This window comes from Desulfosporosinus hippei DSM 8344 (genome assembly GCF_900100785.1).
GTDB classification, from domain to species: Bacteria; Bacillota; Desulfitobacteriia; order Desulfitobacteriales; family Desulfitobacteriaceae; genus Desulfosporosinus; species Desulfosporosinus hippei.
Genome location: NZ_FNCP01000002.1, coordinates 1 through 26,541, shown reverse-complemented (window position 1 = coordinate 26,541; position 26,541 = coordinate 1). Strand labels below are relative to the sequence as shown.

Here is a 26,541-nt window from a genome sequence, read left to right as displayed (position 1 = left end):
TCCTCCATCGCTCGTGGAAGTGCCTGCTAATGTTAGATTGCCTATACCCCGAAACTCCGCCCAGGTAACTTGGATAAACTCGTTATCATGATGAAGATTCACTAATTATCTTGAGCTTTCTCAGGCCAACTGCTTCTGCACTTTAATTACCTGTCCGAGAATGCTTACAGCAATTTCTGCTGGAGTCTCAGCTCTTATTTTCAGACCAATCGGAGAATACAATTTTTGTAACGACTCGCTATCTATTCCTTCTTCCTCTAATTCAGATTTTAATGCTTTGACCTTTCTATAACTGCCAGTCATACCAATATACCTGGTTGGTTGATTAATCACTTTCCGCAGACACACCTTGTCCGAATAAGTTCCTCTAGTAACAATCACAATGAAGGTTTGAGGATTTATATTTATAAAATCTAATCCGCGTTCAAAGTCATCACAAATAATCCTATCCGCCAAGCAAAAGCGGGTAGAATTAGCAAGTGCTGGGCGGTCATCTAAAACTGTCACATCATACCCAAGAACTTTAGCCATGGCCACCAGTGATTGGGCGATATAACCTGCTCCTATAATCACCAAGTGCAGAGTAGTTGTTGGAGGCTCAATAAATAACCGAAAACAAGCCATGGAAGGCTCACAGATCTCAAACTCAGAATCAAAACAAATTAACTGGGGAAACAATTTTTCCCCGCCTGCTATAGCTTTCTTTATGGCAACTCGGTTCAATTTTTCCGAGCCTAGATCCCCGAATGCATCCCCGGTACTTCTAGTAAATAGCTTTTTTCCGATTAGCTGTTCGTCGAGTGCTTCAATTACAGTTACAAGAGTAGGATTGTCGCTCATTAAAGCTGAGAGATAGTGCCTGTTAAGATTTATTTGTTCTAAGGGATTTTGATGACCTAAATAATCGATGAATAAACCCATGATACCCCCACAAACCATTCCCTCTTCTTGAATACCATCTGCAACCATATTTAGATAATAGACCTTTGAAGTACGAGACGCGATTACCTTGAAAGCCTCCCGCCTGGCCTCATCCTCACCACATCCTCCGCCGATGGTACCAGTCGTAGTGCCGTTAATATCCACCAACATCTTAGCCCCAGGTTTGCAAGGAGTCGAACCGAGAGCACTGGTCACAGTAATCAAGGCCGCCTCCAGGTTTTGGTCAAATACCCTTACTAGCCCCAGAAAAACATCATTATCCATAAATTCTTGCCCCCTAACCCCTGCCTCTCTTCTCTCAATATAGAAAATCCTGGCTAATTTGGATCTCATGCCTTCCTGGATATCCTTTTCTGGCAGTATGTTCTCCAACTGAATCTTATCTATAAAAAACAGCTCCACTCATAGAAAGTGGAGCCCACACAAAATAAAACCTTTGCAGGCCTGCCACCTCCTTTTCAATAGTGAAGGCAGATCCGTTTCCAGATATGCCCGAGGGCTAAAACCCTGGCCGAAATACCATAAATTGCTCTTTAGGTAAGTTCGGCTCGGAGATAGTGAATTATAAAGTTTTTACAAATACTTCTTTACTTCAGTGAATCAAGGAGTTTGGATATTCTCCATCGTCACTCCAATATCAGAGGGTTTTCCAAAATACATGGAAGTTGTTACAATCGCATCTATACCTGTTCGAGCATACTCTTCAATATTCCCTTCATTAATCCCACCAGCTCCAAGCAACGTAATATTAGGGTTAATGCTGTGGATTTCAGCGACGATGATCTTTAGATCCTTGGCCGGGACTTTATCAAATTGTAATCCATCAACACCTGATTCAATCAAAAGGCGAGCATCCTCAACGCTTTCTACCTCTGCAATAATTTTCTTTTCACAGGCCTTTCCTTTGATTTCCTTAATCATCTGGGTCAGATTATGGATATCTCCCAGAAAATTGACATGCTGCTTGAAAATTAAGATAGTTTCAGATAGACCTAAACGATGAGGATAGGCTCCTCCAGCAATAATCGATTTGATGGATAGCTCCTTGGTGCCCGGAAATGATTTCCTGGTAGCTACGACAGTGGAATGCGGGTTTATTGCCTTTGCTTTATCTACCATCCTTTTTGTTCTAGTTGCAATACCTGAACAGTATTCAAGAATATTCAGAGATACTTTCCAGGCCATGTGTAGGTTTTCTGCCAACCCTTCAGCTATTATAAAGGTATCTCCTTGATTGACGATGGTACCTGATGGTAAGGACTGAAGCTCGGTTATTCCCAGCTTGCGAAAAATCCTTAACACCTCCTCCACCCCGGATAAAACAGTAAATTCCCTGGCCCTAAACGAAATTCTTCCCTTCATTCCGCCTATGCCAAGTGTCAGGGTTGTCAAATCAATATACGGAACATCCTCTTTGATCCATCTCTCAATCGTCTCATCGCTAATATAAAGCATCCTTACACCTCCAATTTAACTGGTGTAATCATCCTAACACCACAAAAGAACTGACTGGTCTGGCTTATTCCCCCCTGATAAATCCATTTTTCTCAAAGATTTTCATCGCTTCATCACTCTGCAGGTATTCTAAAAACTTTGAGGCTTCATCACCGTTTTTGGAGGAAGCAACTACTGCCGCCGGCAAGGTCACTGGCTTATGCGAGTTAGCTGGAGCGGCTGCTACAATCCTAACCTTATCTGAGGTAATTGCTATGGTATCCCAAACGAAACCTGCCTCAGCATTCTCCGTTTCCACATAAGTCATTATTTGCATTAAATCCTTACCGATCACAAACTTTGGTTGTAACTTGTCCCATAATTTCAGGGTCTCTAAGGTTTCCTTTGTTGTTTTAGCCGCCGGAACTGAATCTGCTTCACCAATCCCGATTTTCTTGACCTCTGAGCTTATTAAATCTTCAAAACTCTTAATCCTAGTATTGTTCTTATTAACAATCAGCACTAGCTCGTCTCCCAATAGATTTATCCTAGTCCCTTGCTTAATTAGCCCTTTTTGCTCTAAGGCATCCATTTGCGGTTTGCCCTGAGAGATAAAGATGTCCGCAGCGGCACCTTGTTCAATTTGGTTTTGAAGTGATCCCGATGGTCCATAATTGTAAACCAGTTTGACTTGAGCATTCTTCGCTGTATAGAGCCCTTTAATTTCTTCTAGTGAACCTTTCAAGCTTGGCGCAGTGGATACTAAGAGTTCGATAGGTTTGAGTTGCTCAGTCTGACTGCCTTCCGCTTTTGGAGTTTCATTAACTGCACTTGAACATCCGGACATTAACAGGACTATTAATCCGAACAAAGCAGCTATCAGAGTATAGGAAACTTTCGTTTTATAAGTTTCACGAGGTTCACAAGCTTTAGAAGTACTAAGTAATTTCATAAGTACAATCCCTCCGCTAAAAAATTATTAAATCATTGAGATTTATTTTCAGGTACCAGGGCTGAGGCTTATTCTTTAATTTTAACCAAGTTTGTTTGGTAATCTCCCATTGAAGAGTATAGTGATCCTGTTCTTGTTTATCGCTTTTTGTAAGTAGATATACAATCGTACGGGAGGGGGTCTCGCTAGTAGATTTCGGCCAACACTTGAATACATTATCTTCTTTTTCGTCTCTGGCAACTTCAAGCAAATGTGCATGAACACCCACATTTTTAATTTGATTTGAAATCTTGCATCCAGTTTTTAGGCGCACACCCCATTCAAGGGCTTCTAATTCAAAGGGTGATATGTATTTTGCCTGAGACAAATTCTTACAACCTGTCAATTGCGCTGCTATAAGTGTAGGCGGAGATTTGAATACATCCTCCTTTCTCCCCTTTGCTTCAATCTTTCCTGTTGACAGCACCACTAGCTTATGGCAAATCCTATAGACTTCGTCCATGTTATGGGTTACGAATAGGGTAACCCCTTGATAATCTGACAAATTCTCGGTTAAATGTTTCACCATCTGACCTCTTAGATAATCATCCAGAGCCGAAAAGGGCTCATCCAAGAGCAGCGCCTCGGGCTCAACCGCTAAAGCCCTGGCTAAAGCAACACGTTGCTGCTGTCCTCCGGAAAGCTGATTGGGATAGCGTTTTTCTAAGCCTTCCAGTTGAATCAGCTTCACCTTCTCACTGATAATTGCCAATCTGTCCTTCCTGTTTTTATCTCCAATTCCAAAGCCAATGTTCTCCTCTACCGTCATATTAGGGAATAAAGCGTAGTTTTGAAACAAATAACTAAGTTTTCGCTTGCGACAGGGGAGATTTATTCCTTTCTTAGAGTCAAATAATGTCCTGCCGTTAAGGACAATTCTGCCCTGATCAGGAGTATCAATTCCCGCGATGCAGCGCAAGGTCATACTTTTACCTGAGCCTGAAGCGCCTAAAAGTCCAAGAATATTCTTGTCCGCTTCAAAACTCACATCCAGCTCAAATCCTAGAAGCTTTTTTTGAATATCTACCAATAGTTCCATGCTATTTCCTGCCTGCTGAAATTATTAACTTACGTTGGTAATCCGTCCAATAATTCATTAACGTCATAACAATCAGTGAAATAATAAAGATAAGTATCACCCAGAGTAAAGCCTTATTCATATCTCCACTTTCGGCAGCAAAGAAGATTGCCGCAGGGATGGTCAATGTTTTACCCGGTATGTTGCCCCCTATCATCAGTGTGGCACCAAAATCCCCCAGAGCTCTTGCAAAGGCCAAGACTGTTCCTGCGGCAACTCCCGGCCAAGAGAGCGGAATTGTAATCTTCCAGAATATCTTCCACTCCGAGACACCTAATGTGCGTGCAGCATAAATAATATTTTGATCAATCTGTTCAAAAGAACTTCTTACTGTTCGATACATCAAAGGAAAGGCCACGACTGAGGCTGCAATAACAGTAGCCGGCCAAGAGAATATGACCGTCGTTCCAATGGCTGTCAGAAATTTTCCAAGGGGCCCATTCTTACCAAACAAAACAAGCAACAAAAAGCCTAAAACGGTTGGTGGCAATACCAAGGGAAGAGTGAGGACACCGTCTATCAATCCCTTAAATTTTCCCTGATACCCTGAAACAAAGTACGCTGCAGCAATACCTAAAAAGAAAGTTACAATAGTGGCCATTGTTGCAGCTCTTAAAGATATAATTAACGGAGCAAAGTCAATCTCCATCAAATCAAAAGACACATTAACCCCCTTACAGAGTTAGTCATAGTTAATATGTTAGAAATCCTGGCCTAGCATAGAGGCAAAACAATAGGGCTCCCCGAAAAGGGAGCCCTGAGTAAACTAGTAGCCTAGTATTACACCTGTACTCCTTTTCAAAATGTGAAGGCATACCTGTTTCCAAGAATACCCTGAGGATCTAGAATCCTGTCCAGCGACCGTAGACTTTGATCCTTAGGTCAAACTGGCTCGGAGATTTATTATTTAATTTTCCTAAGAGTTTCATTAAACTTATCTGACATCTTGATTGTCTCTTGCTTACCCCGATCCAGCTTAATAATCTGATCTCCAAGCATTTCTGCTTCCTGTGGATCATGAGTGACTAAAATGAAGGGAATCCGCCATTGAGCTTGCAGCCTAAGCAGTTCTTGTTGAAGTGTTTTTCGCGTGTCTTGATCAAGTGCCGAAAGTGGCTCATCCAGCAATAAGAGTTCTGGCTCAGTCATTAAGGCACGAGCCAAAGAGACTCTTTGTTTTTCCCCCCCGGAAATCTGGTTGGGATAGCGCTGCCGGAGATGTTCAATCTTCAGCATTTCTAATACATTGGAAACGGTTAAAACCTTGTTAGGGCTATTATCTTTTTTGGGCATACCGTACATTACATTCTTTTCTACAGTCATGTGCGGAAAGAGAGCATAGTCCTGAAAAACATACCCTATACGCCGATTTCTGATAGGAACATTTATGCCCTGCTCAGAAGAAAAAACGGCTTTATCATTGATCTTAATCTCGCCCTGAGAAGGAGTCTGCAGGCCTGCGATGCACTGCAGGATCGTGGTTTTGCCAGCTCCGGAGGGACCGACCAAAGCAAGGATTCCGTTACTCAAGGAAATATCTGCTTCCAGATCAAAAGAGGGCAACTTTTTTTCAAAATGTGCCTTAAGCATGGTCCCCGCCCCCTTTCCTATCCTTCTGGGAGCCTTTCCCCCAACGGTTTAGCCCATAAATCACCATAAAACTAAACACTGTCATAATTATAACCAATATACTTGCTTGCCTTGTATCCCCTGATTCATTGGCAAAGTAGATAGCTAACGGCATTGTTTGAGTCTTACCCGGGATATTCCCAGCAATCATCAACGTTGCACCAAATTCCCCCAAGGAGCGAGCAAAAGCCAATACTAAGCCCGCCACAATTCCATTCCAAGCCAAAGGCAGAGTGATGGTAAAGAATATTCTTAGCTCTTTAGCCCCTAATGTACGGGCAGCCTTTTCGAGGTTTGGGTCCACATTCTCCATTGCTACCTTCACAGATTGATACATTAAAGGCAAAGCGACAACGGCAGCCGCAACAACAGCTCCTGCCAAGGTAAAGACGATTCTGGTATGGAACCATTGTTCTAGCAGCTTTCCTACAGGGCCATTCTTGCCAAAAACAAAAAGTAGCATAAAACCAATAACTGAAGGCGGTAATACCAAAGGTAAGGTAATAATTGACTCGACGACATCCTTGCCCAAAAACTCCCTCTTGGCCATCAACCCGGCTAGTGGTATGGAAGTACAAGTCACAATAATAACGGCTGCGAAGGCAACTTTTAAGGATAAAATAATCGGAATAAAGCTAAAATCCATAAGGCTCACCGCACTTTGTCCAGTTTTCAGGCCCCTGCTTAATAAGTATGGGTAAGTTCTTCAGGAAGGCGATCCCCTCCTTCTGCGCCAAGCACTTTAACCAGTACTGCGGATCACTGGAGGGTATCATACCAGAAGCCTCAATGTTCAGCTTCACTGAACAACTTTACTTTGCTATCGACTTAAATCCGTATTGGGTAAAGACTTTCTGAGCATCCGAACTCTGTAAGTAATTTAAAAAGTCTTCTGCAGCTTGTTGATTTTTGGTAGCTGAGATAATCGCCGCGGGGTATACAATGGGCTTGTGGCTGCTCTCTGGAAGAGCCATAACGACTTTCACTTTATCTGACCCCTGAGCATCGGATTGGTATACCAAGCCCGCGTCCACATTACCTGTTTCTACATAGTTTAAGACTTGGGTTACATCCTTAGCCAAGACAAACTTAGGAGTTAATTGATCCCAAAGCTTGAGGCTTGTCAAAGCTTCCTGCGCATATTTTCCGGCAGGCACAGATTCAGGAGTGCCGATACTAATTTTTCCTACATCCGCTTTAGCCAGATCTTCTAGAGAGGTTACCTTCTTGTCTTCCTTTCCCGTAACAAGAACTAAGTCATTCCCCAGTAAATCGATTCTGCTTTCTTTAACCAGCAAATCTTTTTGCCCCAAAGCATCCATTTGAGATTTCCCAGCAGAAATAAAAAGATCAGCCGGCGCACCCTGCTCAATTTGTTGTTGGAGAGTTCCTGAACTTCCAAAGTTAAAGGTAAGCTTCACTTCGGGTTTTTTCTGAGCATAGTCCTTTTGCAGTTCAGTTAGCGAATTTTGCAGACTTGCCGCAGCCGACACCATGATTTCTACAGGTTCTACCTGAGTAGTTTTTTCTGGCGATTGGGCGGCATTATTCGCATTACAACCTACACTAGATAAGATGATCAACAAACTAAAACTTAATACTAATAACCATGATACTTTTTTCACTTTCCACTCCTCCTCAAGCACTTCTTTCTACGCTACTTCATTCATGTTAGGTTGTATTAGCTAATGTTGGTTAAGATTAACTTCAATAAACCATTCATAAGCAAACAAAACCCAACAAGACTGAATTACACTGACATTATACTATGTGTTATAATACATTAGCAAGTACATTCAGCAAAGTATACAGTACATTTGCATACTTATAAGAGACAGGAGCTTAGCTATGTCCACTGATATTTCCTATACGCCCGAAGAAATTGCCAAGATCTTAAAGATTTCGAAATTTACAGTATATGAGCTGATCAAAAGAGGTGAGCTTACTGCTTATCGCATTGGTCGTAAAGTCCGTGTAGAGGGTGCTGATCTTGAGGCTTATAAGCAAAAATCTAAGGGCTTAAGCACATCTACCACTCCTCTAGACCCCTCAGCTATTAACGAGCAATTAGTTCAGCGCCATCGTTTAACCAGTGACGAAAGCTTAGTTATCTGCGGCCAAGATATTGTTTTGGACATTTTGACCCGGTATTTAGAGAAGCAATTTCCGCAGGTTCCCTTCTTACGCCGCTATATCGGTAGTATTGATGGGCTGATGGCCTTATATCGCGGGTTGGCCAACGTTGTCACTGCCCATTTATGGGATAGCGATACTAACGAATACAACACCCCGTATGTACGAAGACTAATGCCTGGTCACCAAACCTGTATCATTAACTTAGTCTATCGAATGGAAGGATTCTATGTTGCTAAGGGAAATCCAAAAAACATAACCACTTGGGGAGACTTAGTCAAACCTGAAGTTCGTTATGTAAATAGAGAAAGAGGCTCTGGAGCAAGAGTATTGTTAGATGAACAACTGAGGATCTCGGGAATTAAACGCCAAGACATTCTTGGCTACGGAGAAGAAGAGTTAACCCACTTGGCCGTCGCCAGCAAAGTTGCCCGCGGAGAAGCAGACGTTGGTTTGGGGATTGAAAAGGTTGCTATGCAATTTGTGAATCTTGATTTTATCCCCCTTCATAAAGAACGCTATGATTTAGTAATGCGCTTGGAAGATGTGGAACGCCCACATTTCCAGGCATTAATCAGCATCTTAAGATCCTCTGCATTTCGCAATGAAATACAGGGAATTGGAGGGTATGACATATCTCAAATGGGTGAGATCATCTCAGAAGTCTAATCAAAAATTTTACGATGTTAAGAGTCCTCCCTGCGACCCGGGAAAGCCGAGAATCTCGGAAAAGCTTTGACAACCATAAGCCATAAAATTACAGGCAAGGAGTAGTAATCGAGTTCTTTAGCAACTCTTTTACTACTCCTTAATATAGCTTATATATTATTCAACCTTGAAGCTCGATACTATCTTCATAAGATTATCAGAACTCTGCTTTGATAAATCTGCCTGGTTCATAACCTCATTGGAATTTTCCATAACCGTTATACTTTTCTCTGCAATTACCGTTGCTCCTTCAGCTCCTTGATTTGCAGCTACGGCAATTTCCTCGATAACCTTAGCCATCTCCTGCATCGAAGCGGTTAATTCTTCCGCAGTTGCACTGAAGTCATTTACCAGGTTATCAACGAACTTAGCATCCTCATTGTATTGCTCACTAATTTCAAGCATATTGTCAAATTCTTTACGAACCTCTTTATCTATAAATTCCAAAATACTGGCAGAGCTCTCAGACAGATTACCTACCGCTGAAACAACAATCTTAGTCACATTCTGTATTTCATTAACCGTTTCCTTAGAGTTTTCTGCCAGCTTCCTTATCTCGTCGGCTACCACCGCAAAACCCCTGCCTGCTTCCCCGGCTCTTGCCGCCTCTATGGCTGCATTTAAGGCAAGTAGATTCGTTTGGGAAGTGATCTGTAATATTGAGTCCGAAAGTATATTAATCTGATCAACAGCTTTGGATTCTTCAATAGCCTTGACCATTTTTTCCTGGGTGGTTAAATAGATCGTCTGAGCACTGCTTTGGGAAGCAATGGTGTTTCGATTAAGGGCGCTTGCTCTTTTACTTATCTCCCCCGCCGAGACAGCTCCAGCTTCTGCTTTACTGGCGATTGAGCCTACCGCTCTCTCGATCTCTGTAACAGATGCACTCATTTCCTCACCTGAGGCAGCAGTCTCTTCCATTCCCGCAGACAGTTCCTCAGTCGTAGCAGAGACTTCTCCAATCTGAGAAGTCAACTCTGAGATTGCCTTACCAGTTGCTATGACTGTGTTCTCTACATTGCGGGACTCAGTGATTACACCTATAACCAGCTCTTTTACTGACTTCTGCATAGTGTCAATTGCTTTGCTTAATAAACCAATTTCATCCTTTCTCTCTAAAAGTTCCTTAGGGGAGGAGTGGGTGAAGTCTCCTGCGGAAATAATCTTTAGGTGTTCTGCAGCTGACATAATCGGATTTGCGATTAGCCTCGCAACAAAGTAAGCTGCACCTATGCTAAGCAGTAAAAAAATTACTGACGCGATAAAAACGGATCTGCCCATTGTATGTACCCCTGCCATAACCTCATCTTTAGGGGCAGCCACCGCTAAGGACCAAGTTGTACCCGGAACCGGTACATAGCCAAGATATTTTACGATTCCGTTATAATCGTACTCTCCAACTCCGGTCTTGCCTTCAATCATTTTTCTCTCGATATTTGCCAAAGATTCTAGTTTAGGATCCTGCTTAACGTTTTCCAGATCATTATCCATATTCATAACAAGATCAGCGTTACTATGGGCAACCTTTATGCCCTTATCATCAATCATAAATGCTTTGCCGGATTTGCCATAAGTAATGTCATTAGTGATTTTAATTAATTCAGTACCTTCCCTCATTGCAACTAAAACTCCAACTATGGCTCCATCCTTTTTTATCGGAACAGCACAGACAATAATCATAGATCCATCGTCTTTGTTGACAATCGGTTCAGATATTGTTCGTTCACCAGCAATAGCTTTCTGGAAGTATGCCCTATCTTTTAAACTAACATCTTTTCCAGTTTGGCCAGATGGTATCAAACCATCTAGACCAAGGGTAAACATCTGTTTATGTCCTAATCTTTTTGCTTCATCTTCAAAAAACTTGGTTTTAGCCTCTGAATGGACGCTAACGTTGTTTTTTATTTCCTCCATGTTCGCAACCGTTTCAAGGTTATCTAACACTGCGTTCATTCTTGCTGAAACAACCTTTGCCCCTTCATTTGCTAATAATGGAAGGTTTTGATCAACCTGATCCGCAATAGCCTTTGAAGCAGCTATATCCGATATAAGCCCCAGTCCCCCACAAACAAATAACAAAAGAGCCCCAATATAAACAACCATTTTTAGCTTAATACTTCTCATAACTATTTCCCCCCATCAAATTATTTGTTCGATATGTTCTGTTAGAGTAGATTGTTTAATTGTTAACTTGTCACACCCTCCCTTGGCTTGATATTTGGTTATGCTGAACTTGATAAGTTTTTCTCATGAGAACTAGATAAAAACAGGAAAATTTCTTATACAAATCTTAGTCCTGTCTGTAACATTTAGGGAGTGACTTAAGTCATTAAAAGATATGCAAAAGTCATTATTAAATTGGACAAATTGCATATTTTTTGAAATTATTGCTTCCAGTGGCTGCCAAAACTATTACGTACCCAATGAACAGGCTCTCCATTCACTTTAATAAAGAACATGTCCATATCCATCATGTTTACTCTATTCATATGGGTAAATCTGGTTTAAGGGCTATAGTGTCTCAAGTTCCTTCATCGCTGGCCCTTCTAAGATTTCCATCAATCGTAAATCTTGAGCCCTGGCAAGGGCAATTCCAAGAGTGTTCAGCGTCATTCCACTGTACTTCGCACCCCGGGGAATGAGGATTGGTATCTCTAATTCTGTTTGATAAGATGCTTTAATGCCTAATTCCTCCGCCACAGTCAGCTCATCTTGAAGTTTCTGAATATATTTATTGGATTGGGTAAATACATAGGCTGACCGCCAACTAAAATCACATTTAATCTTTTTCTCTTCGATTAACTTGGCGACAAATTTAATTGCAGTTTCATTAGCATCTGCATATTGCTTTGCTTTTTCTAAACCCATCTGATGTTTTATCTGATCATAGATTAACCCGTGCTGAGAGATAAGTTTTGCAGTCGTATGAGCCGTCGTACCCATACGATCCGCCCGCTTCTAAAACGGCAACCTTCAACCCTTCTTCTGCAAGTAAGTAAGCTATCGTAATACCGACCATTCCCCCGCCAATAATAGCGACATCCACTTTTAGATCTTCATTTAAAGTCGGATAATCTGTCATTAGAGTAGAGGCAATCCAAAAAGACTTTGGGGGATTCTGCAAGGTGGAGTTAGCTTTACTTTGTTGATTCATTTTACGTATTCAACCCCTTGATAGCATTTCCCTTAATGTACCCGACTTTAATTATTATATAAGCATGTATAAGCGGCTTATCCATTTATAGAAGCAGAGCTTTGAAAACACGAGAAGGGACAGGTTTCAAAAAGTTATGAAACCTGTCCCTTCTCGTGTTTTCAATATTTCCGCTTAGTCTTAAACTTCACATAAAAGGTTGTTCCCGAATTCCCCGTCTCAATATCTATTTGAGCATTATGCCGAGCAGAAATGCTGTAACAAGTAGCCAACCCTAAACCCGTTCCGCTCTCTTTAGTCGTGAAAAACGGGGTTCCAAGCTTCTCAATGTCCTGATCCTTGATTCCACACCCTTCATCCTGTACTGCCAGAACAACCCTATCCCCATCCATGAAAGTATTTAGTGTTAATGTGCCATTGCGACTCATGGCCTCCATCCCATTTCGGACAAGGTTCAAAATAAGCTGGCGAATTTCCTTCTCATCCAAAGATAAGACTTCTATGTCCAGTAATTCTGTTTCAATATTCTTGTCACTAACCATGGCATCTGCCTGTAATAAGGGAAATAAGTTTTCTATAAGCGTGTTCAGGTTTAAGGGCCGGAGATCGACTGTCTTATTCTTGGCCAAACTTAGAAATTCTGAAATGATTGAATTAGCTCTATCAAGCTCCTCAATCATTAACTTGATATAACCCTTGGACTTTGTGAATTCATCTTTCCCCTCCATTAGCTGAAGAAAACCGCGAATTGTCGTAAGAGGGTTCCTCACCTCATGACCGATTCCAGCCGCCATTTGTCCCACAAGGTTTAGACGATCGAGACGGGCCATTTCTTTTTCGAACATTTTCCGCTCCATAATATTATGGTAATAAATGGATAGCCCTTCTTCGGAAGGATAAACATGAGCTTCGTAAGGTGTCTCGGAATATAGTCCTTTAATTTCAAAATGTATAGCTTCTTTCTTTGATTTCGCTTTCCTAAATAAAGGATAATACTCTAAAAGTGCTTCCGGGAAGAGATCCCAAATATTTTTTCCAATTAACTCATCCCGCCCCTTCAGCCAATATTTTTCCGCCTCTTCATTGACAAAGATAAACTTCCAATGGTGGTCTAGGGTAAAGAAAACATCCGTTATGCTTTCCAGGATATTATTAAGCCTTAGACTGGTCTTCCTAAGTTCCTCGGCTATTTTGTTGCGTTGAAATATTTCTTCCTTTAACTTCTGGTTCGTACGGAACAGTTCACCCGTTCTCTCCAAGACTAATTTTTCAAGAGTTCTATAACGGTCTATTCTCTCTTTCTCCAGCTGCTTCCGCTCGGAGATGTCCCTAACAGACCATACTGAAATCTCCTGCTCATCTATGCTGGCAACTCCCACTTGAATCTCTACGGGAAAAACCCTTCCGGTTTTGTGTTTAGCCGTGGCATTCAGCACCTTACTACTTTGACAAAGAACAAAGTCATTAAGGGAATTATGAAACGAAAAGTTGTTATCCGGCAAAAGAACTTCAACAGTTTCCCCCAGTAAATCCCCATGTTCATACCCAAACATAGTTTTAATTGCTGGATTAGTGTTAATGATTCTGCCCATAGTATCCATAGTGATCACAGTATCTGTTGAAGTTTCTCCGATTATGCGAGCCAGAGCTTCTGCTCTGCGCAAATCCGTAGTCGTGCGTTCCAGGCTGTTATTAATAATTTCTAGTTCAAGGGCATGCTGCTTTAGCAAATCATTCTGATGCTTTATCTTTTTCTTATGCATGTGTATCTTAATAAACCCTTCTATCTTGAATTTCAGCATTTCAGGATTGAATGGTTTGAACAAATAATCAATAGCCCCTAAGGAGTAGCCTTTAGTAATGTTTTCTGTAGACTGATAGATTGCTGTAATGAAAATTATAGGAGTCTCCTCATTCTTTTTCCGCGCCCGGATGAGCTTAGCAGTTTCAAATCCATCCATGCCCGGCATCTGAACATCTAGTAGAATTACGGCAAAATCATCTTTCAGTAAGCATTTTAAAGCTTCTTCTCCGGACATAGCCAAAACCAGCTGATAATCAGGTGATTCAAGTACAGCTTCCAAGGCCAGCAAATTATCACGGCGGTCATCTACAATTAAGATCTTCATACTTTTTAACATCCTCGGTACCCTAAGATACTTTGTCTTTCTCTCTTAATGAATATCACAATTACTGGGTAGTCACTTCACCTTACAATACAGCTTCTGCCGAGTACTAAGGGCTTCATAGTATTGAGAATAATCATTAAAGGCTATATCCTCCTTGCCACCTAACCCTAAGAATCCTCTCATACACAAACTCTCATAGAACAGCTGATGTACTCGGTTTTGTAGAATCTTATCGAAGTAAATCATTACATTTCTGCAAATTATGACATGAAACTCATTAAAGGAATGATCTGTCGCCAAATTGTGTTGGGCAAATACTACATTATGGGTAAGAAATCTATGAAAACAAGCTTTATCATGACATACATTAAAGAACACCGAAAAATCTTGTTTTCCCCCTGCGGCAAGATAATTATCTTCGTAACGAGGCATTTTGTTTAATGGGTATACACCTTTTCTCGCCTTTTCTAATAATTCTTCATTCATATCTGTCGCATAAATTTTCGTCTTATGGTATAAACCTTCTTCATATAAGATCATGGCCATAGAGTAAACCTCTTCTCCGGAGGAACAACCGGCATGCCAAATTCTAATAAACGGTATGTCTTTAAGACTTGGAATTACTTCCTCTCTAAACGTCTTAAAGAAAAAGGGATCTCTAAACATCTCAGAGACATGGATAGAAAAATCTGCAATGAGCCGAGCCATAGCACCTGGATCATGGAGAACTTTTTCCTGTAGGCTGGAAACATTTTTCAAACGTTCAGCCCGGATACGATTCCAGATTCTGCGCCTTATTGAAGCAGAAACATAATTTCTGAAATCAAAACCATAGAAACGGTATATTCCTTCTAATAGAAGTTCAATTTCAATTTTCTCTATTTCCTCCTCCTGATTGCCTAAATCAGCCATAGTCTCACTCTTTGCCCCCCCTTAACCCAACCCTATCTATATAACCAGATCTTTATTAAGGTGAATAACTGCTCCAAATTCACCGGTTTGCTAATATAATCGGAGGCCCCCGCATCAATACACTTTTCACGGTCATTTTTCATAGCCTTAGCCGTCAAGGCAATAATCGGTAAGTTTGCATATTCAGGAATTTGCCGAATACGTTGGATAGCTTCATATCCATCCATTTCCGGCATCATGATGTCCATTAGTAGTAAGTCCGTATCCGGATTCTCATATAAAACTTCGATAGCCTCTCTGCCATTCTCGGCAAATACTGCCTTAATCTTATGATTTTCAAGTGCCGTGGTAAGGGCAAAGACATTTCTCATGTCATCATCTACTACCAAAATTTTCTTGCCTTCTAAGCTCACATTTCTATTCTCAATTTGTTGAGCATCATCGGCTTGATAGATACTATCAGAATTATCTTCAACCCTTTTAACTCCGGGAGCAGAAGAATCATCAGAATCGACAAATCTTGTAGCCGCCACTTCAGAGAATGGTTTAATGAAAACCTCTCTTTGAGCAGGATGGCCCGGCAAATAGAGGGTAAATGTACTTCCTTGACCTTCAACACTGTCGATATCGATAAATCCTCCTAATATTCCGGCAAGCTTCCGGCTAATAGTAAGCCCCAGGCCCGTACCGCCGTACTTCCTGGCAGTTGACCCATTAGCCTGTTGAAAGGCCTCAAAGACAATCTCATGCTTGCTCTTTGGCATACCAATACCAGTGTCTATAACGGAAAATGCCAATACCCACTCTACATCTTTGCCTATTCCATTATTCATAACTACATGTTCTGCTGCATTACTGATCCGTAAGGAGACCCTTCCCTTGTCCGTAAATTTAAAGGCATTAGATAATAAATTCTTGAGAATCTGCAACAGCTTATGTTCATCAATACAGATAGTCATTGGCAGGTTCTTATCCATCTCTACGATAAACTCGAGGTCCTTTTGACTAGCCATTGGAAGAAAATACTGTCTGACATGGTCCAGCATATCGGCTAATTTTACCACTTCAGGATGAAGGGTTATTTTCCCGGACTCTATTTTCGATAGATCTAAAATATCATTAATTAAGATCAAGAGTTCATTTCCGGAAGAAAAAATTGTTTTAGCGTATTCAATCTGATTTGAAGTCAAGTTTCCTTCCTTATTTTCAATCAGCATTTGGGAAAGAATGAGCAAACTATTCAAAGGTGTTCTTAGCTCATGTGAGATATTGGATAAAAACTCCGACTTATAGTTCGAGCTTTCTTCAAGCTGCCGTGCTTTTTCTTCAAAGGCTTCCTTTAAGGCCTCTAATTCTGTCGCTCTTTTTTCAGACTCACTATACTGTTCCTCCAAATTCTCATTAAAGGTTTTTAGTTCCTCCTGCTGCAATTGAAGTTCCTCAGATTGGGACTGGAGTTCTTCCGTCAAAACCTGTGATTCCCCCAGCAGTCTCTCTATCTCCATCCTATTTTGGACACGGTTTATAGTCGTTCCGATGTATTTCGAAATAAATTCCAGTAACTCTAACTGTATAGCTGTATACGACTGATGGGAGGCCAACTCTATAACAGCCAGAACCTGCTCTTTAAACGTTAAAGGAAGTATGATAATCATTTTGGGGAAGGTTTCCCCTAATCCGGAGGAAATCTTTATATAATCCTCTGGTACTTTGTCCAGAATAATCGTTCTATTCTCTAGCGCACTCTGACCAGCTAATCCTTCCCCGATAGGAATGATCTCTCTTGCAGGGTCATGGGAACTTTCTGCATAAACCGCTTGTTTCTTTAAGAACTCCTTATCCCCTTGACGTTCCAGGACATAAAAAACTCCATAACTTCCTTGGATCATGGGAGTAACCTTTGTAATGATGAGATTGGCCAATGTTTTCATATCCTGAAGCCCTTGACATAAAGTCGTAATTTCTAGGACTTCTGTTTTCAGCCAATCACGATCCTGTATTTTAGAGATAAATTCTTTTTCCTGCCTAGCATGTTCTTCTAAAAAACCAGCCATTTCATTAAAGGACGCTGCAATTTCGCCAACCTCGTCATTTGAACGAATATCAATTCGTGGTAAATTGACATGATCACGTATCGAAGGAAAGCGATTCATAATGTCAGTGATATAACGTATGTCTCTAGTAACCTTGCGTGTAATCCAGACAGTTATTCCTGTTCCGACTAGTATTGTAAGTAGTAGTGATATAAAAAAGGATATTAAGGCATAGTTATAGACACCTGAGGATGATTGCAATAATTCATTCATGGATTTATCTTCAAGTCTATCTAACTCTTCAACGTACTTGAAAATTTGCCCCCGCTCAAAGGCTCCATCATTGATAGCCTGCTCATACTTCTCTTCCTGACCGGAAGTGGCCAATGCTATGATTTTCTCCTGCAGCTCAATGTAGACAAGGTTTTCGGCTTTTATCTGGCGAAGTAGATTTTTTGTTTCGTCACGGATGGCTGTGTCCTCCAGCAAATTCAGGGCAATTTCGATCTCTTTTCTCGAAGTATGAATTGATTCGATTTTTTGATAATAATTATAATCGACATCGAGAAAAGCCAGGTCTCTTAAGTACCTACTGATATTGTTCAGCTCGTCCTCAATAGTCTTGCAATACTTAATTTTCTGATATCGATCTTGCTGGTTTTTTTCAATTCTATTATTTACTTGGGCAATAGAGTAAATAGATATCCCAAAAAAAACAGCAACGATTAATAATACCGAAGCAAAACCCAGAGATAGCTTTGATTTAAGTTTCATTGCTCTGATTCCTTCCTGCAAGAATAAAAAAATCCAATGCTGCCTACTTCTTTACTTTAGTGTAGTGATTCAACATTTATCGTTCAATCTCCTTCGGTAAATCTGTCGGTAATTGTTATATTTTGGATTGATACGTAGAGAAAAGAGCAAGAAGCCCCTCACCTTCAACGCGAGATCTCTTGCTCTTACTAAATATATTTAAAATTCTAATCTTTACTCTCTCAAATGAGAGAATCACTCATTAACTCTAAGAATAATATCATTGAATGGTATAATTTTCAGGTTTATTTTTAAGAAAATTTCTGCTTGACTTAAAGTATGCTCAAAGGTTTATGCTAAAATAAGGATGACATATGATTATCCCATTAATCTAATTCAATGATTAATCCTTTAGGTACACTTAACGAATCAAATTTCTTGGAGGTTATTATGTTGGAAAAATCAAAGGTGTATTTTACGGATATGCACGTGACCATGAAAGAAAATTTGCAGCAGAAGTTAAGCCGGCTGATCAAAACTGCAGGAATGAATCAAATTGATTTTGAGAAAAAATACGCCGCAATCAAAATTCATTTTGGAGAACCGGGAAACTTATCCTATCTAAGACCAAATTTTGCCAAGACTGTGGTGGATATTGTGAAGGAACTCGGCGGAAAACCCTTTCTGACTGATTGTAACACCTTATATGTGGGTGGCAGAAAGAATGCTCTTGACCATCTGGATTCAGCTTACCTCAATGGCTTTTCTCCTTTTTCTACAGGTTGTCATGTACTGATTGCCGATGGCTTGAAAGGTACCGACGAGGCTTTGATTCCCGTTGAAGGCGGTAACTATGTGAAAGAAGCAAAGATTGGGCAAGCTATTATGGATGCCGATGTATTCATTTCTCTGAACCATTTCAAGGGACATGAACTAACCGGTTTTGGCGGTGCCTTAAAAAATATTGGGATGGGTTGCGGTTCCCGCGCCGGCAAAATGGAAATGCACAGCAGCGGAAAACCCCAAGTTTTTCAGAAGAAATGCGTCGGCTGCGGTGTATGTACAAAAATCTGCGCTCATAATGCCATAACCGTGACAGAACACAAAGCTAACATAAATCATCTAAATTGTGTCGGCTGCGGACGCTGTATTGGTGTATGTCCAACGGATGCTGTTCAAGCTGATTGGGGAGAGTCCAATGAAATATTGAATAAAAAGATTGCTGAATACACCTGGGCTGTACTGAAGGGGCGTCCCCACTTCCACATCAGTTTAGTAATTGATGTATCCCCTTTCTGCGACTGTCATTCTGAGAACGATGTCCCGATTGTTCCAAATGTAGGTATGTTTGCCTCCTTCGACCCGGTAGCCCTCGATGCCGCTTGTGCAGATGCTGTAAACTCTCAGCCCGTTATGGCCGGCAGCATATTAGATAAAACCTCCCCAGGACATAATGATCATTTTACCGCTGTCAGCCCAACCACCGACTGGAAAGTGGCAATTGACTATGCCGTTGAAATGGGGCTAGGCACTAAAGACTATGAGTTAATTACAATTTAAAAGGAATAAAACCGGTAGAAGGCTCAGCGGTACACTTTTTTCCGCTGAGCCTCCTTTATGACCATTGGGGATTTCCGTAAACTCTCTAACTGTTTCAAATATTATGATTTCTAGTGTTGTTTCTGTTGCTAAAACAAAACACTTTGAAAGATTAACGAACTAACTAAGTATCGGGGGTATTGCATTTAGAATATATGTGGCTTTGCTTTATAGGTCTTGAGAGCTATAAAGGCTATTAGTTGAGTTAGTAGTCCCAAACTGCAAACTCCATACCACCCAAAATGGGCATAGCTGTATGATCCCAGATAGGATCCCAGGGCACCTCCGCTAAAGTATGAGACCATGTAAACTGTATTTAGTCTGTTACGTGCTTCATCGTTAAGAGAATGCACTCTAGCCTGATTGGAAATCTGACAAGACTGAACTCCTAAATCAAGAAATACCACTCCAATAATCAATCCCCATAATTTAAACCCTAAAGTAATAAAACAAATATAAGCTATTGTTACTGAGATCATGCCGATTACCACTGTAAATTTTGGGCTTCGTTTGTCTGCTATCCTGCCAACGATCGGAGCAGCCATTGCGCCGGTCACACCGACTAATCCAAAGAGACCGGCAGCATCAGCTCCCATATTATAGTGTGAACTCTCAAGCAAGAAGACTAATGATGTCCAAAAGGCACTGAAGGAGGCGAACATCAGCGCTCCATTCAAAGATGCCTCCCTTAATACCGGAAGACTTTTGGTCAGATTCACCATAGATTTGAACAATTCTTGATATTTCATACTTGAAGTAGGGGGACATAAAGGCAGCATTCTGCTTAAGAAAATAGCCAGAATAATCATTAAGGCTGCTGCAATTAAGTAGACAATTCTCCATCCCCAATATTCACCTATAAGGCCACTGAAAGTACGCGATACCAATATACCAATAAATAGGCCGCTCATAACAGATCCGATGATCTTCCCTCTCTCTTGGGGATTGGCTAACTGTGCAGCAAAGGGAACAATTAGCTGAGGAACCACAGACGTAAAGCCAACAGCAAAGGATGCAATGGAAATCACAGTTATATTAAAAGAAAAATACATAGCTAACAATGCACAAGCAGAACACAGCAGCATAGAAACAATCAAAAACCTTTTTTCCTTAATATCCGCTAAAGGCAAAATACTCAGCATACCTAGGGCATATCCGATCTGAGTGAGCATAGCCACAAAACCAACACTAACCTGAGTTACATGAAAGCTTTCCGCAATTTCTACAAGTAACGGCTGACTATAATATAAATTAGACACAGTTATACCACTGGCTATAGCCATTATTAACACCAAAGAATTACTTAATTCAAAATGATTTTGTCCAGCATCGATATTCTTCAAATCAATCTCCTGGCCCCTTCATAAAAGCATTCAATTTTAGTTTATTGACTCGGCTTCTATCACTGTATTACTAAACTGATTGTAATTCAATATTAAGTAGTTTATACTGAAAAAAAACTTGAAGTTTAGCTCTAAGCTAAATTTTTTTGTTATTAAGGAACCTTAGAGGAGAATTACTATGAGTTACACCATCAGTCAAGTCGCTGAGAAATTCGACCTAACTGCACATACAATACGTTATTATGACAAAGAGGGTCTGCTTCCTTTTGTTGATCGCAGCAAATCTGGAATCAGAGAGTTTTCTGATAGTGACCTAGAGTGGTTAAAGCTCATTTGCTGTTTGAAAAATACCGGAATGCCTATAAAACAAATTAAGCAATATATCGAATGGTGTCTGCAAGGTGATGAGACTTTAGAAATTCGTCGGCAATTGTTTCTCGATCACCGCAAAGAGGTTCTAAAGCACATGGCTGATTTAAGAGAAAACCTCAAAATTATCGATTTTAAACTTAAAATGTATGACACCGGCTGTAATATACCCACCTAAGTAATCTACTTGAACACTAGATATATTATTTAGATTCCTTTCTGCTAAATCAGAGTATTTTATAATTATTGCATATAACCCTTATAGAGTAGAGGGCAGCAAACTGAAGTTTGCTGCCCTCTACTTTTATATTGTCGATTTAATAATTTAATTCCTTTGTACAAGGGGCATTTGAATTATTGCTTTAAATAAATCCCCATCTATCTCAATATTAAAACCTCCTCTTTGAATTTCCAGCAAACTCTTAGCAATTGATAATCCCAACCCGCTGCCTTGACTGCTCCTAGATTCATCCCCTCTTTTAAATCGCTCCATAAGCTCGTCAGAAGAGATATTTAGTTCATAGGCCGATATATTTTTAATAGTTAGTGTTGCTACAGTTCCTACATTGGTAACATCGATATAGACTCTTGACCCTTGCAGGGCGTATTTAAATATATTTGATAACAAATTTTCAATAGCTCGCCACAATAGCTTCCCGTCGGCTTTAACGACCAGTCTTTCCTTTGGATGACTGATTTTGAATTCTAACTCACTCTCTTGGATTTTGTCATCAAGCTCGCCTAACCCTTGGGTTATTAAAGACATAAGATCAATTTCTTCGAAGTTAACCTGAATATTCCCACTTGATGCTTTAGCCGCTTCAAACAAATCCTCTGTTAGTACTTTTAACCTTTGTGACTTCTGATCGATTATTTCTAAATAATTATCTACCTTTGATTGATCCTTTTCGTGTTTTAATAAGTCAACATAGGTAATGATTGAAGTTAAGGGGGTTCGAATGTCATGGGAGACATTAGTGATTAATTCTGTTTTTAACCGTTCACTTTTGATCTCGTTTTCAACCGCTTTAGATAGCCCGTCGGCGATACTGTTAATATCTGCCGCAAGCTTAGCAAACTCTCCATTTCCGTTAGCGTTTATGCTGAAGTGGAGATCTCCGTCTTTTACCCTTTTCACGCCTTGTTTTATAGCGTTAAATTCCTTAACTTTTTTATGCGCTATCCAGGCTGCTGCCCCAAGAGTTATCGGAAACATAAAAAATGTTATGGCTACGATTATTGGATAGCCTATAACGATTAAGACAACCTTTACACCTGCACTTCCACTATTATAGATATCTCTGAAGAAGGTAAATAGTTTATGAAATATTTTATAGATTAAAGTGTTCTTGATAAGCGTCCGGTTTTTAAAATGAGTTACTAAAGAAAGAAGCAATAATAGACCTAAGCTTGCAGTAAATAAAGTTATTAGAAATATAAGGTTAAGGCTTTTAAACTGCTCTGATTCAGAGATGACCAGTGCCCATATAGCGACCAGCAAAATGCACATAACTAAGTTGAAATCATTAAAGATTCTGCTGAAGAAATTCAGATGCACCTGATCGTCATAGGGTTTCCTTCCTATTACAACTATTAGATATATGAAAGCTACAAATAATACTATTAGCAGGGCAGCGATTTGATAGAGGCTATCTGTTATCAACAACTTATTGTCTTGCCATTCGACAATTCTGGGATTCAAATAATCCTGAGTAAAAGCGATATAAATAGCATCTTGTTGCTCTATATTATTTGTACTTGATGAAAGCCAGTAATACCGAGTATTTTGGTTAACTTCTTGAGGAAATACTTCATTTTCATAGCCCTCAAATATCATATAGGCTGGAAAAGCTTTGAAGGATTCTTTGGTTTTATCTGTGCTGTTAGAGAATTCCGTTTCACCATTCTTAGCATAATAAACAAGGCCTTGGTATCCTGCTAATCTTTGCAGGGCCATATTAAAGTCATTGAGATCTTGCTTGATTTGACTATTCTTCGCTTGCAATAGTTCATCAGCATAAACTTCCCTGAATGTCTTACGATTCTCCTCAGACGTTAAATTAGGATTATAGCTTTTTGAGTTATATTGAAACTCCCAAAATAATCTATCTTCTTGCTCTGCTATGACATTTTCAGTCAAAGTCCCACCATTTAAAATGTTCTCTTTGCTCTTATATTTTTGCACCTTCTTGATATTTTCAATGACTCCTGAGCAGTTGCTCAAGTAATCCTTACCTTGATAATAACTTTCTTCAAAAACAATATCAAAATCTTCATTATGCAGAATAACAATATTTGCAAATATTGTTAGAGAACTAGTCAAACAGAGGATCACGATTATAAAAGCCACAGCCTTAGCTACCACTGAATGACTATAGTTTCTCCACTTTATATCCAATTCCCCACACCACCTTTAAGTATTTAGGTTCTTTAGGATTTATTTCAATCTTTTCTCTAATTTTTCTGATATGAACTGCCACAGTATTTTCCGGACAAAAGGCCGTTTCTTTCCATACCTTTTCATATATTTCATCAATGGAAAACACTCTTCCAGCATTAGCAGTCAACAGCTTTAGCATTTTGTACTGAACGGGAGTTAATTTTACTTCATCACCATCAACTGTTACAGTCTTCAACTCATCATCTATTACAAGTCCACCTGTTTTATAGACATTAGTTTTGGTTTCCAGACTCCCTAGAGTTGTATATCGTCTAAGTTGTGACTTCACCCTGGCAATTAATTCTAAAGGGTTAAATGGCTTAGTGATATAATCATCGGCTCCCATATTTAACCCAATTATCTTGTCAGTATCCTCAGATTTTGCTGAGAGCATTATCACCGGTATATTCTTATCTTCTCTGATCTTCATTGTTGCTCTTAGACCATCCATTCGGGGCATCATAATATCCATAATTACCAGATGTACTTCAATTTCCTCTATGACTTCCAATGCTTCTAGGCCATTAGTCGCTTTAAATATTTTATATCCTTCATTTTCTAAATAAATTTTTATAGCATCCGATATTTCTTTATCATCGTCACAAACTAGGATATTCAAGATGTATCACTCCTACATATAAATCTATACAATCATATCACACCCTTATTATTTACTTTAGATAATGATATCAACTAAATCTTACGAAAATCCTAATCTATTTCTTAAGAACTTCTTAAAAAATACCTAAACACTAATAAAGTTCCAAAAAACTCTTTTTCTATTTATTTCATACCCGGTTGATTTTTTTCCAAGAAAAAACTCACATCCCTGATGGGATTGTGAGTTTCTCAAAACGACTAGCATTCTTTGGCAGATTCGCCCTTCTACTATTTATAAGATATACTTTCAATTTCTCTTAATATTAATTCCGCATCAAAAGGCTTTGTGATAAAGCCTTTTGCCCCCGACTCGATACTTTCTTTAATCATAGTTGTTTGACCCATTGCAGAACACATCAATACTTTTGCTGTGGAATTATAACGGAGAATCTCTTTTAATGATTCTATGCCGTTTAATATCGGCATAGTGATATCCATGATTACCAGTTCAGGATTTAAGTCCATGTATTTATAGATTGCCTCTTGGCCATTTGTAGCCTCTCCAATAACTTGATGTCCTGCTCTTTCCAATACCGAACGAACTATATTGCGCATAAATAAGGAATCATCCACAACAAGAATTCGCATAATTTATCTTTCCTCTCTTCCGACGAATAGCTCAAATAAAAAAGCCATCCTCAACGGGTTGGCTTAAAAGTTCCCCTTGGTAGCCCGGCGATCATTACTTTTAGTAGAAGACCCGTGGCTTTGCGTCCTTAGCTTTCGCTAAGTTTGCCTTTATCAAGCGTTTGTGAAATTTTGACGTAAACAAAGCTGAACTTACTTTATATTCAATCGCTGAGCGATCTGCCTTGAATTTAATATAGATTATTATTCTAAAAAAGGATTCTGTGGTACTTATTTCAACACATTGTTTAGTATATTACCTTTATTTATACCTGTCAATATGGTGAATTACTTCCATTACCTTGAGTATTGGAAACAGCAATTCATTTACTCTTATAAAAATTGGTGTTTTTCGGTATTTGCCCAATTCTCCGTTTTTGATTATAATTCATAATGAATACACTTTGTCTGGAATTTTAAGGAATTACCAGAAGGCCATATATATTGAGGGAGTTAAGCGATTGGATAAAAAAGAATTGTCTAGGAAAAGAATACTTGAATGTGCCAAAATAATTATCGCAACTGAGGGGATAGATAAGCTTACGGTCTTAAATCTAGCAAAAAAATGTAATATTAGTAAAAGAACTTTTTATGAAATATTTTCTTCTAAAAGTATTTTAATTGATGAACTAAAACAAGAAGGCTGTAGGGTACCAATCATTGATGAGAGGGAAGTAATTATTGAGAAGGCCCGAGAAAGATTCGCTAAAAAAGGTTACACCAGAATTGATATGGATGAGATAGCAAAGGCTGCAGGACTTCAGCGAACAACACTGTATAAATATTTTAAATCTAAAGAGGAACTCCTCGAATATTGTATTGAACATGAAACCGAAATGATTAAGCGAGAGGCAGGAAGAATTTTATTAAATGTTGAAAATCCAGTGGAAACCTTGAAAGTTTATATTACTGGTTTTTGTAATTATATAAGCAACCCTTATCCAAATTCTTTGTTTTCAGAAGCATATAATCAACTACAATACAATAAAAAGATAGATCAATGTTCAAAAGACATCCATCATTTTTTCGTTGAACGTTTTATAATCGTTCTCAAAGCTGGTATTAAAAGCGGTATTTTCCGCAGTGACCTAGATGTCAAAGGTGTTGCAATCGTTGTATTGGCAACATTAAACGGGCTCGACTTTTTTAGTAAAATAGACCCATCCCTTGATATAAAGGTACAGATAAAAAATAGTGTGCTTGACCTTCTATTTAATACAATATTAATAGAAAAGACATAATGGAGGCAAAGTCAAAAGTCATTGCCTACTTATTAAGAAGTTGCAATGACTTTTTGGTATTTTTAATGCAGGTTACATACTATAGATATCTCCTGACTTTAGGAGTTTCTTAACAAAATAGAGGAATTTGAACCCTGAGAATCGCTTAATATAGCGGATTTCGGGGTATTTTTACCCTTAAAATTGTTAAATTATTTTGTCCTGTTATATCCTGTTATTTCATTCCTTTTTTGCTCGACTCATGGTATAATGGATTTATACAATTTCTTTAATTCGGAGGGCTCGATGTACGTTGCTATTACAGGCTCGGGCAAAGCCCGAGTCGTCCAGTTCAGAGAAGATACTCGCATACCGGGAACAACTAAA

Annotated in this window: 22 protein-coding genes and 3 riboswitches; of the genes, 4 read left to right on the top strand and 18 right to left on the bottom strand. The window is 39.5% G+C overall.

Going from position 1 to position 26,541, the window contains the following annotated elements:
- Nucleotides 1-120: 120 nt before the first annotated feature.
- From BLS16_RS01990 to modA (BLS16_RS01955), 8 genes are all read right to left on the bottom strand, one after another.
- On the bottom strand, nucleotides 121-1,206 hold the full coding sequence (locus BLS16_RS01990) for an XdhC family protein (protein ID WP_092329895.1): 1,086 nt from the start codon (nucleotides 1,204-1,206) through the stop codon (nucleotides 121-123).
- A 171-nt stretch (nucleotides 1,207-1,377) separates the two neighbouring features.
- Nucleotides 1,378-1,508, bottom strand: a riboswitch (molybdenum cofactor riboswitch).
- Between the two features lie 34 nt (nucleotides 1,509-1,542).
- Nucleotides 1,543-2,397, bottom strand: coding sequence for a ModD protein (gene modD, locus BLS16_RS01985; RefSeq protein ID WP_092329211.1), 855 nt, complete (start codon nucleotides 2,395-2,397; stop codon nucleotides 1,543-1,545).
- A gap of 64 nt (nucleotides 2,398-2,461) precedes the next feature.
- Nucleotides 2,462-3,328, bottom strand: coding sequence for a molybdate ABC transporter substrate-binding protein (gene modA, locus BLS16_RS01980; protein ID WP_092329208.1), 867 nt, complete (start codon nucleotides 3,326-3,328; stop codon nucleotides 2,462-2,464).
- Between the two features lie 16 nt (nucleotides 3,329-3,344).
- Nucleotides 3,345-4,406, bottom strand: a complete 1,062-nt coding sequence (locus tag BLS16_RS01975) for a sulfate/molybdate ABC transporter ATP-binding protein (protein ID WP_092329205.1) — start codon at nucleotides 4,404-4,406, stop codon at nucleotides 3,345-3,347.
- A gap of 1 nt (nucleotide 4,407) precedes the next feature.
- Entirely contained in the window at nucleotides 4,408-5,094 is a 687-nt protein-coding gene (modB, locus tag BLS16_RS01970; RefSeq protein ID WP_092329893.1) for a molybdate ABC transporter permease subunit, read from the bottom strand.
- Between the two features lie 126 nt (nucleotides 5,095-5,220).
- Nucleotides 5,221-5,355: riboswitch (molybdenum cofactor riboswitch) on the bottom strand.
- Nucleotides 5,349-6,035, bottom strand: a complete 687-nt coding sequence (locus BLS16_RS01965) for an ATP-binding cassette domain-containing protein (protein WP_092329203.1) — start codon at nucleotides 6,033-6,035, stop codon at nucleotides 5,349-5,351. It overlaps the preceding riboswitch by 7 nt.
- On the bottom strand, nucleotides 6,028-6,720 hold the full coding sequence (modB, locus tag BLS16_RS01960; RefSeq protein ID WP_092329200.1) for a molybdate ABC transporter permease subunit: 693 nt from the start codon (nucleotides 6,718-6,720) through the stop codon (nucleotides 6,028-6,030). Before modB (BLS16_RS01960) ends, BLS16_RS01965 begins: the two co-directional genes overlap by 8 nt.
- 166 nt (nucleotides 6,721-6,886) lie before the next feature.
- Nucleotides 6,887-7,699: a molybdate ABC transporter substrate-binding protein gene (modA, locus tag BLS16_RS01955; protein ID WP_092329198.1), complete on the bottom strand. Its 813-nt coding sequence runs from the start codon at nucleotides 7,697-7,699 to the stop codon at nucleotides 6,887-6,889.
- A gap of 223 nt (nucleotides 7,700-7,922) precedes the next feature.
- Between modA (BLS16_RS01955) and BLS16_RS01950 the strand changes: the two genes are divergently transcribed.
- Nucleotides 7,923-8,876 (top strand): helix-turn-helix transcriptional regulator, encoded by a 954-nt coding sequence (locus BLS16_RS01950; RefSeq protein ID WP_092329195.1) that lies wholly within the window; start codon nucleotides 7,923-7,925, stop codon nucleotides 8,874-8,876.
- Nucleotides 8,877-9,032: 156 nt separating this feature from the next.
- On the opposite strand, the gene BLS16_RS01945 is transcribed toward BLS16_RS01950, so the two are convergent.
- The 6 genes from BLS16_RS01945 to BLS16_RS01925 form a co-directional block, all read right to left on the bottom strand.
- Nucleotides 9,033-11,039: a methyl-accepting chemotaxis protein gene (locus BLS16_RS01945; RefSeq protein ID WP_092329192.1), complete on the bottom strand. Its 2,007-nt coding sequence runs from the start codon at nucleotides 11,037-11,039 to the stop codon at nucleotides 9,033-9,035.
- Nucleotides 11,040-11,426: 387 nt separating this feature from the next.
- A complete protein-coding gene (locus tag BLS16_RS24145) occupies nucleotides 11,427-11,858 on the bottom strand; it encodes an FAD-binding oxidoreductase/lyase (RefSeq protein WP_242876158.1) in 432 nt (143 codons plus the stop codon).
- Entirely contained in the window at nucleotides 11,800-12,069 is a 270-nt protein-coding gene (locus tag BLS16_RS24140; RefSeq protein ID WP_242876157.1) for an FAD-dependent oxidoreductase, read from the bottom strand. Before BLS16_RS24140 ends, BLS16_RS24145 begins: the two co-directional genes overlap by 59 nt.
- 161 nt (nucleotides 12,070-12,230) lie before the next feature.
- Nucleotides 12,231-14,198: a PAS domain S-box protein gene (locus BLS16_RS01935; RefSeq protein ID WP_092329190.1), complete on the bottom strand. Its 1,968-nt coding sequence runs from the start codon at nucleotides 14,196-14,198 to the stop codon at nucleotides 12,231-12,233.
- Nucleotides 14,199-14,270: 72 nt separating this feature from the next.
- Nucleotides 14,271-15,110: a CheR family methyltransferase gene (locus BLS16_RS01930; protein WP_092329187.1), complete on the bottom strand. Its 840-nt coding sequence runs from the start codon at nucleotides 15,108-15,110 to the stop codon at nucleotides 14,271-14,273.
- A gap of 32 nt (nucleotides 15,111-15,142) precedes the next feature.
- The gene (locus BLS16_RS01925) at nucleotides 15,143-17,917 is read right to left on the bottom strand and encodes a response regulator (RefSeq protein ID WP_092329184.1); all 2,775 of its coding nucleotides are present in this window, start codon (nucleotides 17,915-17,917) and stop codon (nucleotides 15,143-15,145) included.
- Between the two features lie 432 nt (nucleotides 17,918-18,349).
- Here BLS16_RS01925 and BLS16_RS01920 point away from each other — a divergent pair, with 432 nt between their 5' ends.
- Nucleotides 18,350-19,456 carry a DUF362 domain-containing protein gene (locus BLS16_RS01920; protein ID WP_092329891.1) on the top strand — a complete coding sequence of 369 codons (1,107 nt, stop codon included), beginning with the start codon at nucleotides 18,350-18,352 and terminating at the stop codon, nucleotides 19,454-19,456.
- 185 nt (nucleotides 19,457-19,641) lie between these two features.
- Here BLS16_RS01920 and BLS16_RS01915 read toward each other — a convergent pair whose 3' ends face one another.
- Entirely contained in the window at nucleotides 19,642-20,838 is a 1,197-nt protein-coding gene (locus tag BLS16_RS01915; protein ID WP_092329182.1) for an MFS transporter, read from the bottom strand.
- A gap of 178 nt (nucleotides 20,839-21,016) precedes the next feature.
- Between BLS16_RS01915 and BLS16_RS01910 the strand changes: the two genes are divergently transcribed.
- Nucleotides 21,017-21,385 carry a MerR family transcriptional regulator gene (locus BLS16_RS01910; protein ID WP_092329179.1) on the top strand — a complete coding sequence of 123 codons (369 nt, stop codon included), beginning with the start codon at nucleotides 21,017-21,019 and terminating at the stop codon, nucleotides 21,383-21,385.
- Between the two features lie 147 nt (nucleotides 21,386-21,532).
- Here BLS16_RS01910 and BLS16_RS01905 read toward each other — a convergent pair whose 3' ends face one another.
- From BLS16_RS01905 to BLS16_RS01895, 3 genes are all read right to left on the bottom strand, one after another.
- On the bottom strand, nucleotides 21,533-23,605 hold the full coding sequence (locus tag BLS16_RS01905; protein ID WP_092329177.1) for a sensor histidine kinase: 2,073 nt from the start codon (nucleotides 23,603-23,605) through the stop codon (nucleotides 21,533-21,535).
- Nucleotides 23,580-24,266, bottom strand: coding sequence for a response regulator transcription factor (locus BLS16_RS01900; protein ID WP_092329174.1), 687 nt, complete (start codon nucleotides 24,264-24,266; stop codon nucleotides 23,580-23,582). Before BLS16_RS01900 ends, BLS16_RS01905 begins: the two co-directional genes overlap by 26 nt.
- A 269-nt stretch (nucleotides 24,267-24,535) precedes the next feature.
- A complete protein-coding gene (locus tag BLS16_RS01895; protein WP_092329172.1) occupies nucleotides 24,536-24,895 on the bottom strand; it encodes a response regulator in 360 nt (119 codons plus the stop codon).
- 75 nt (nucleotides 24,896-24,970) lie between these two features.
- A riboswitch (cyclic di-GMP riboswitch) is annotated at nucleotides 24,971-25,054 on the bottom strand.
- A 341-nt stretch (nucleotides 25,055-25,395) separates the two neighbouring features.
- Here BLS16_RS01895 and BLS16_RS01890 point away from each other — a divergent pair.
- The gene (locus BLS16_RS01890) at nucleotides 25,396-26,175 is read left to right on the top strand and encodes a TetR/AcrR family transcriptional regulator (RefSeq protein WP_143015490.1); all 780 of its coding nucleotides are present in this window, start codon (nucleotides 25,396-25,398) and stop codon (nucleotides 26,173-26,175) included.
- Nucleotides 26,176-26,541 lie beyond the last annotated feature (366 nt).

Coding starts and splice junctions, on each gene's coding strand:
- BLS16_RS01990 (WP_092329895.1), bottom strand. CDS start 1,206: ATGGATAATGATGTTTTTCTGGGGCTAGTAAGGGTATTTGACCAAAAC.
- modD (WP_092329211.1), bottom strand. CDS start 2,397: ATGCTTTATATTAGCGATGAGACGATTGAGAGATGGATCAAAGAGGAT.
- modA (WP_092329208.1), bottom strand. CDS start 3,328: ATGAAATTACTTAGTACTTCTAAAGCTTGTGAACCTCGTGAAACTTAT.
- BLS16_RS01975 (WP_092329205.1), bottom strand. CDS start 4,406: ATGGAACTATTGGTAGATATTCAAAAAAAGCTTCTAGGATTTGAGCTG.
- modB (WP_092329893.1), bottom strand. CDS start 5,094: ATGGAGATTGACTTTGCTCCGTTAATTATATCTTTAAGAGCTGCAACA.
- BLS16_RS01965 (WP_092329203.1), bottom strand. CDS start 6,035: ATGCTTAAGGCACATTTTGAAAAAAAGTTGCCCTCTTTTGATCTGGAA.
- modB (WP_092329200.1), bottom strand. CDS start 6,720: ATGGATTTTAGCTTTATTCCGATTATTTTATCCTTAAAAGTTGCCTTC.
- BLS16_RS01950 (WP_092329195.1), top strand. CDS start 7,923: ATGTCCACTGATATTTCCTATACGCCCGAAGAAATTGCCAAGATCTTA.
- BLS16_RS01945 (WP_092329192.1), bottom strand. CDS start 11,039: ATGAGAAGTATTAAGCTAAAAATGGTTGTTTATATTGGGGCTCTTTTG.
- BLS16_RS24145 (WP_242876158.1), bottom strand. CDS start 11,858: ATGGGTACGACGGCTCATACGACTGCAAAACTTATCTCTCAGCACGGG.
- BLS16_RS24140 (WP_242876157.1), bottom strand. CDS start 12,069: ATGAATCAACAAAGTAAAGCTAACTCCACCTTGCAGAATCCCCCAAAG.
- BLS16_RS01935 (WP_092329190.1), bottom strand. CDS start 14,198: ATGAAGATCTTAATTGTAGATGACCGCCGTGATAATTTGCTGGCCTTG.
- BLS16_RS01930 (WP_092329187.1), bottom strand. CDS start 15,110: ATGGCTGATTTAGGCAATCAGGAGGAGGAAATAGAGAAAATTGAAATT.
- BLS16_RS01925 (WP_092329184.1), bottom strand. CDS start 17,917: ATGAAACTTAAATCAAAGCTATCTCTGGGTTTTGCTTCGGTATTATTA.
- BLS16_RS01910 (WP_092329179.1), top strand. CDS start 21,017: ATGAGTTACACCATCAGTCAAGTCGCTGAGAAATTCGACCTAACTGCA.
- BLS16_RS01895 (WP_092329172.1), bottom strand. CDS start 24,895: ATGCGAATTCTTGTTGTGGATGATTCCTTATTTATGCGCAATATAGTT.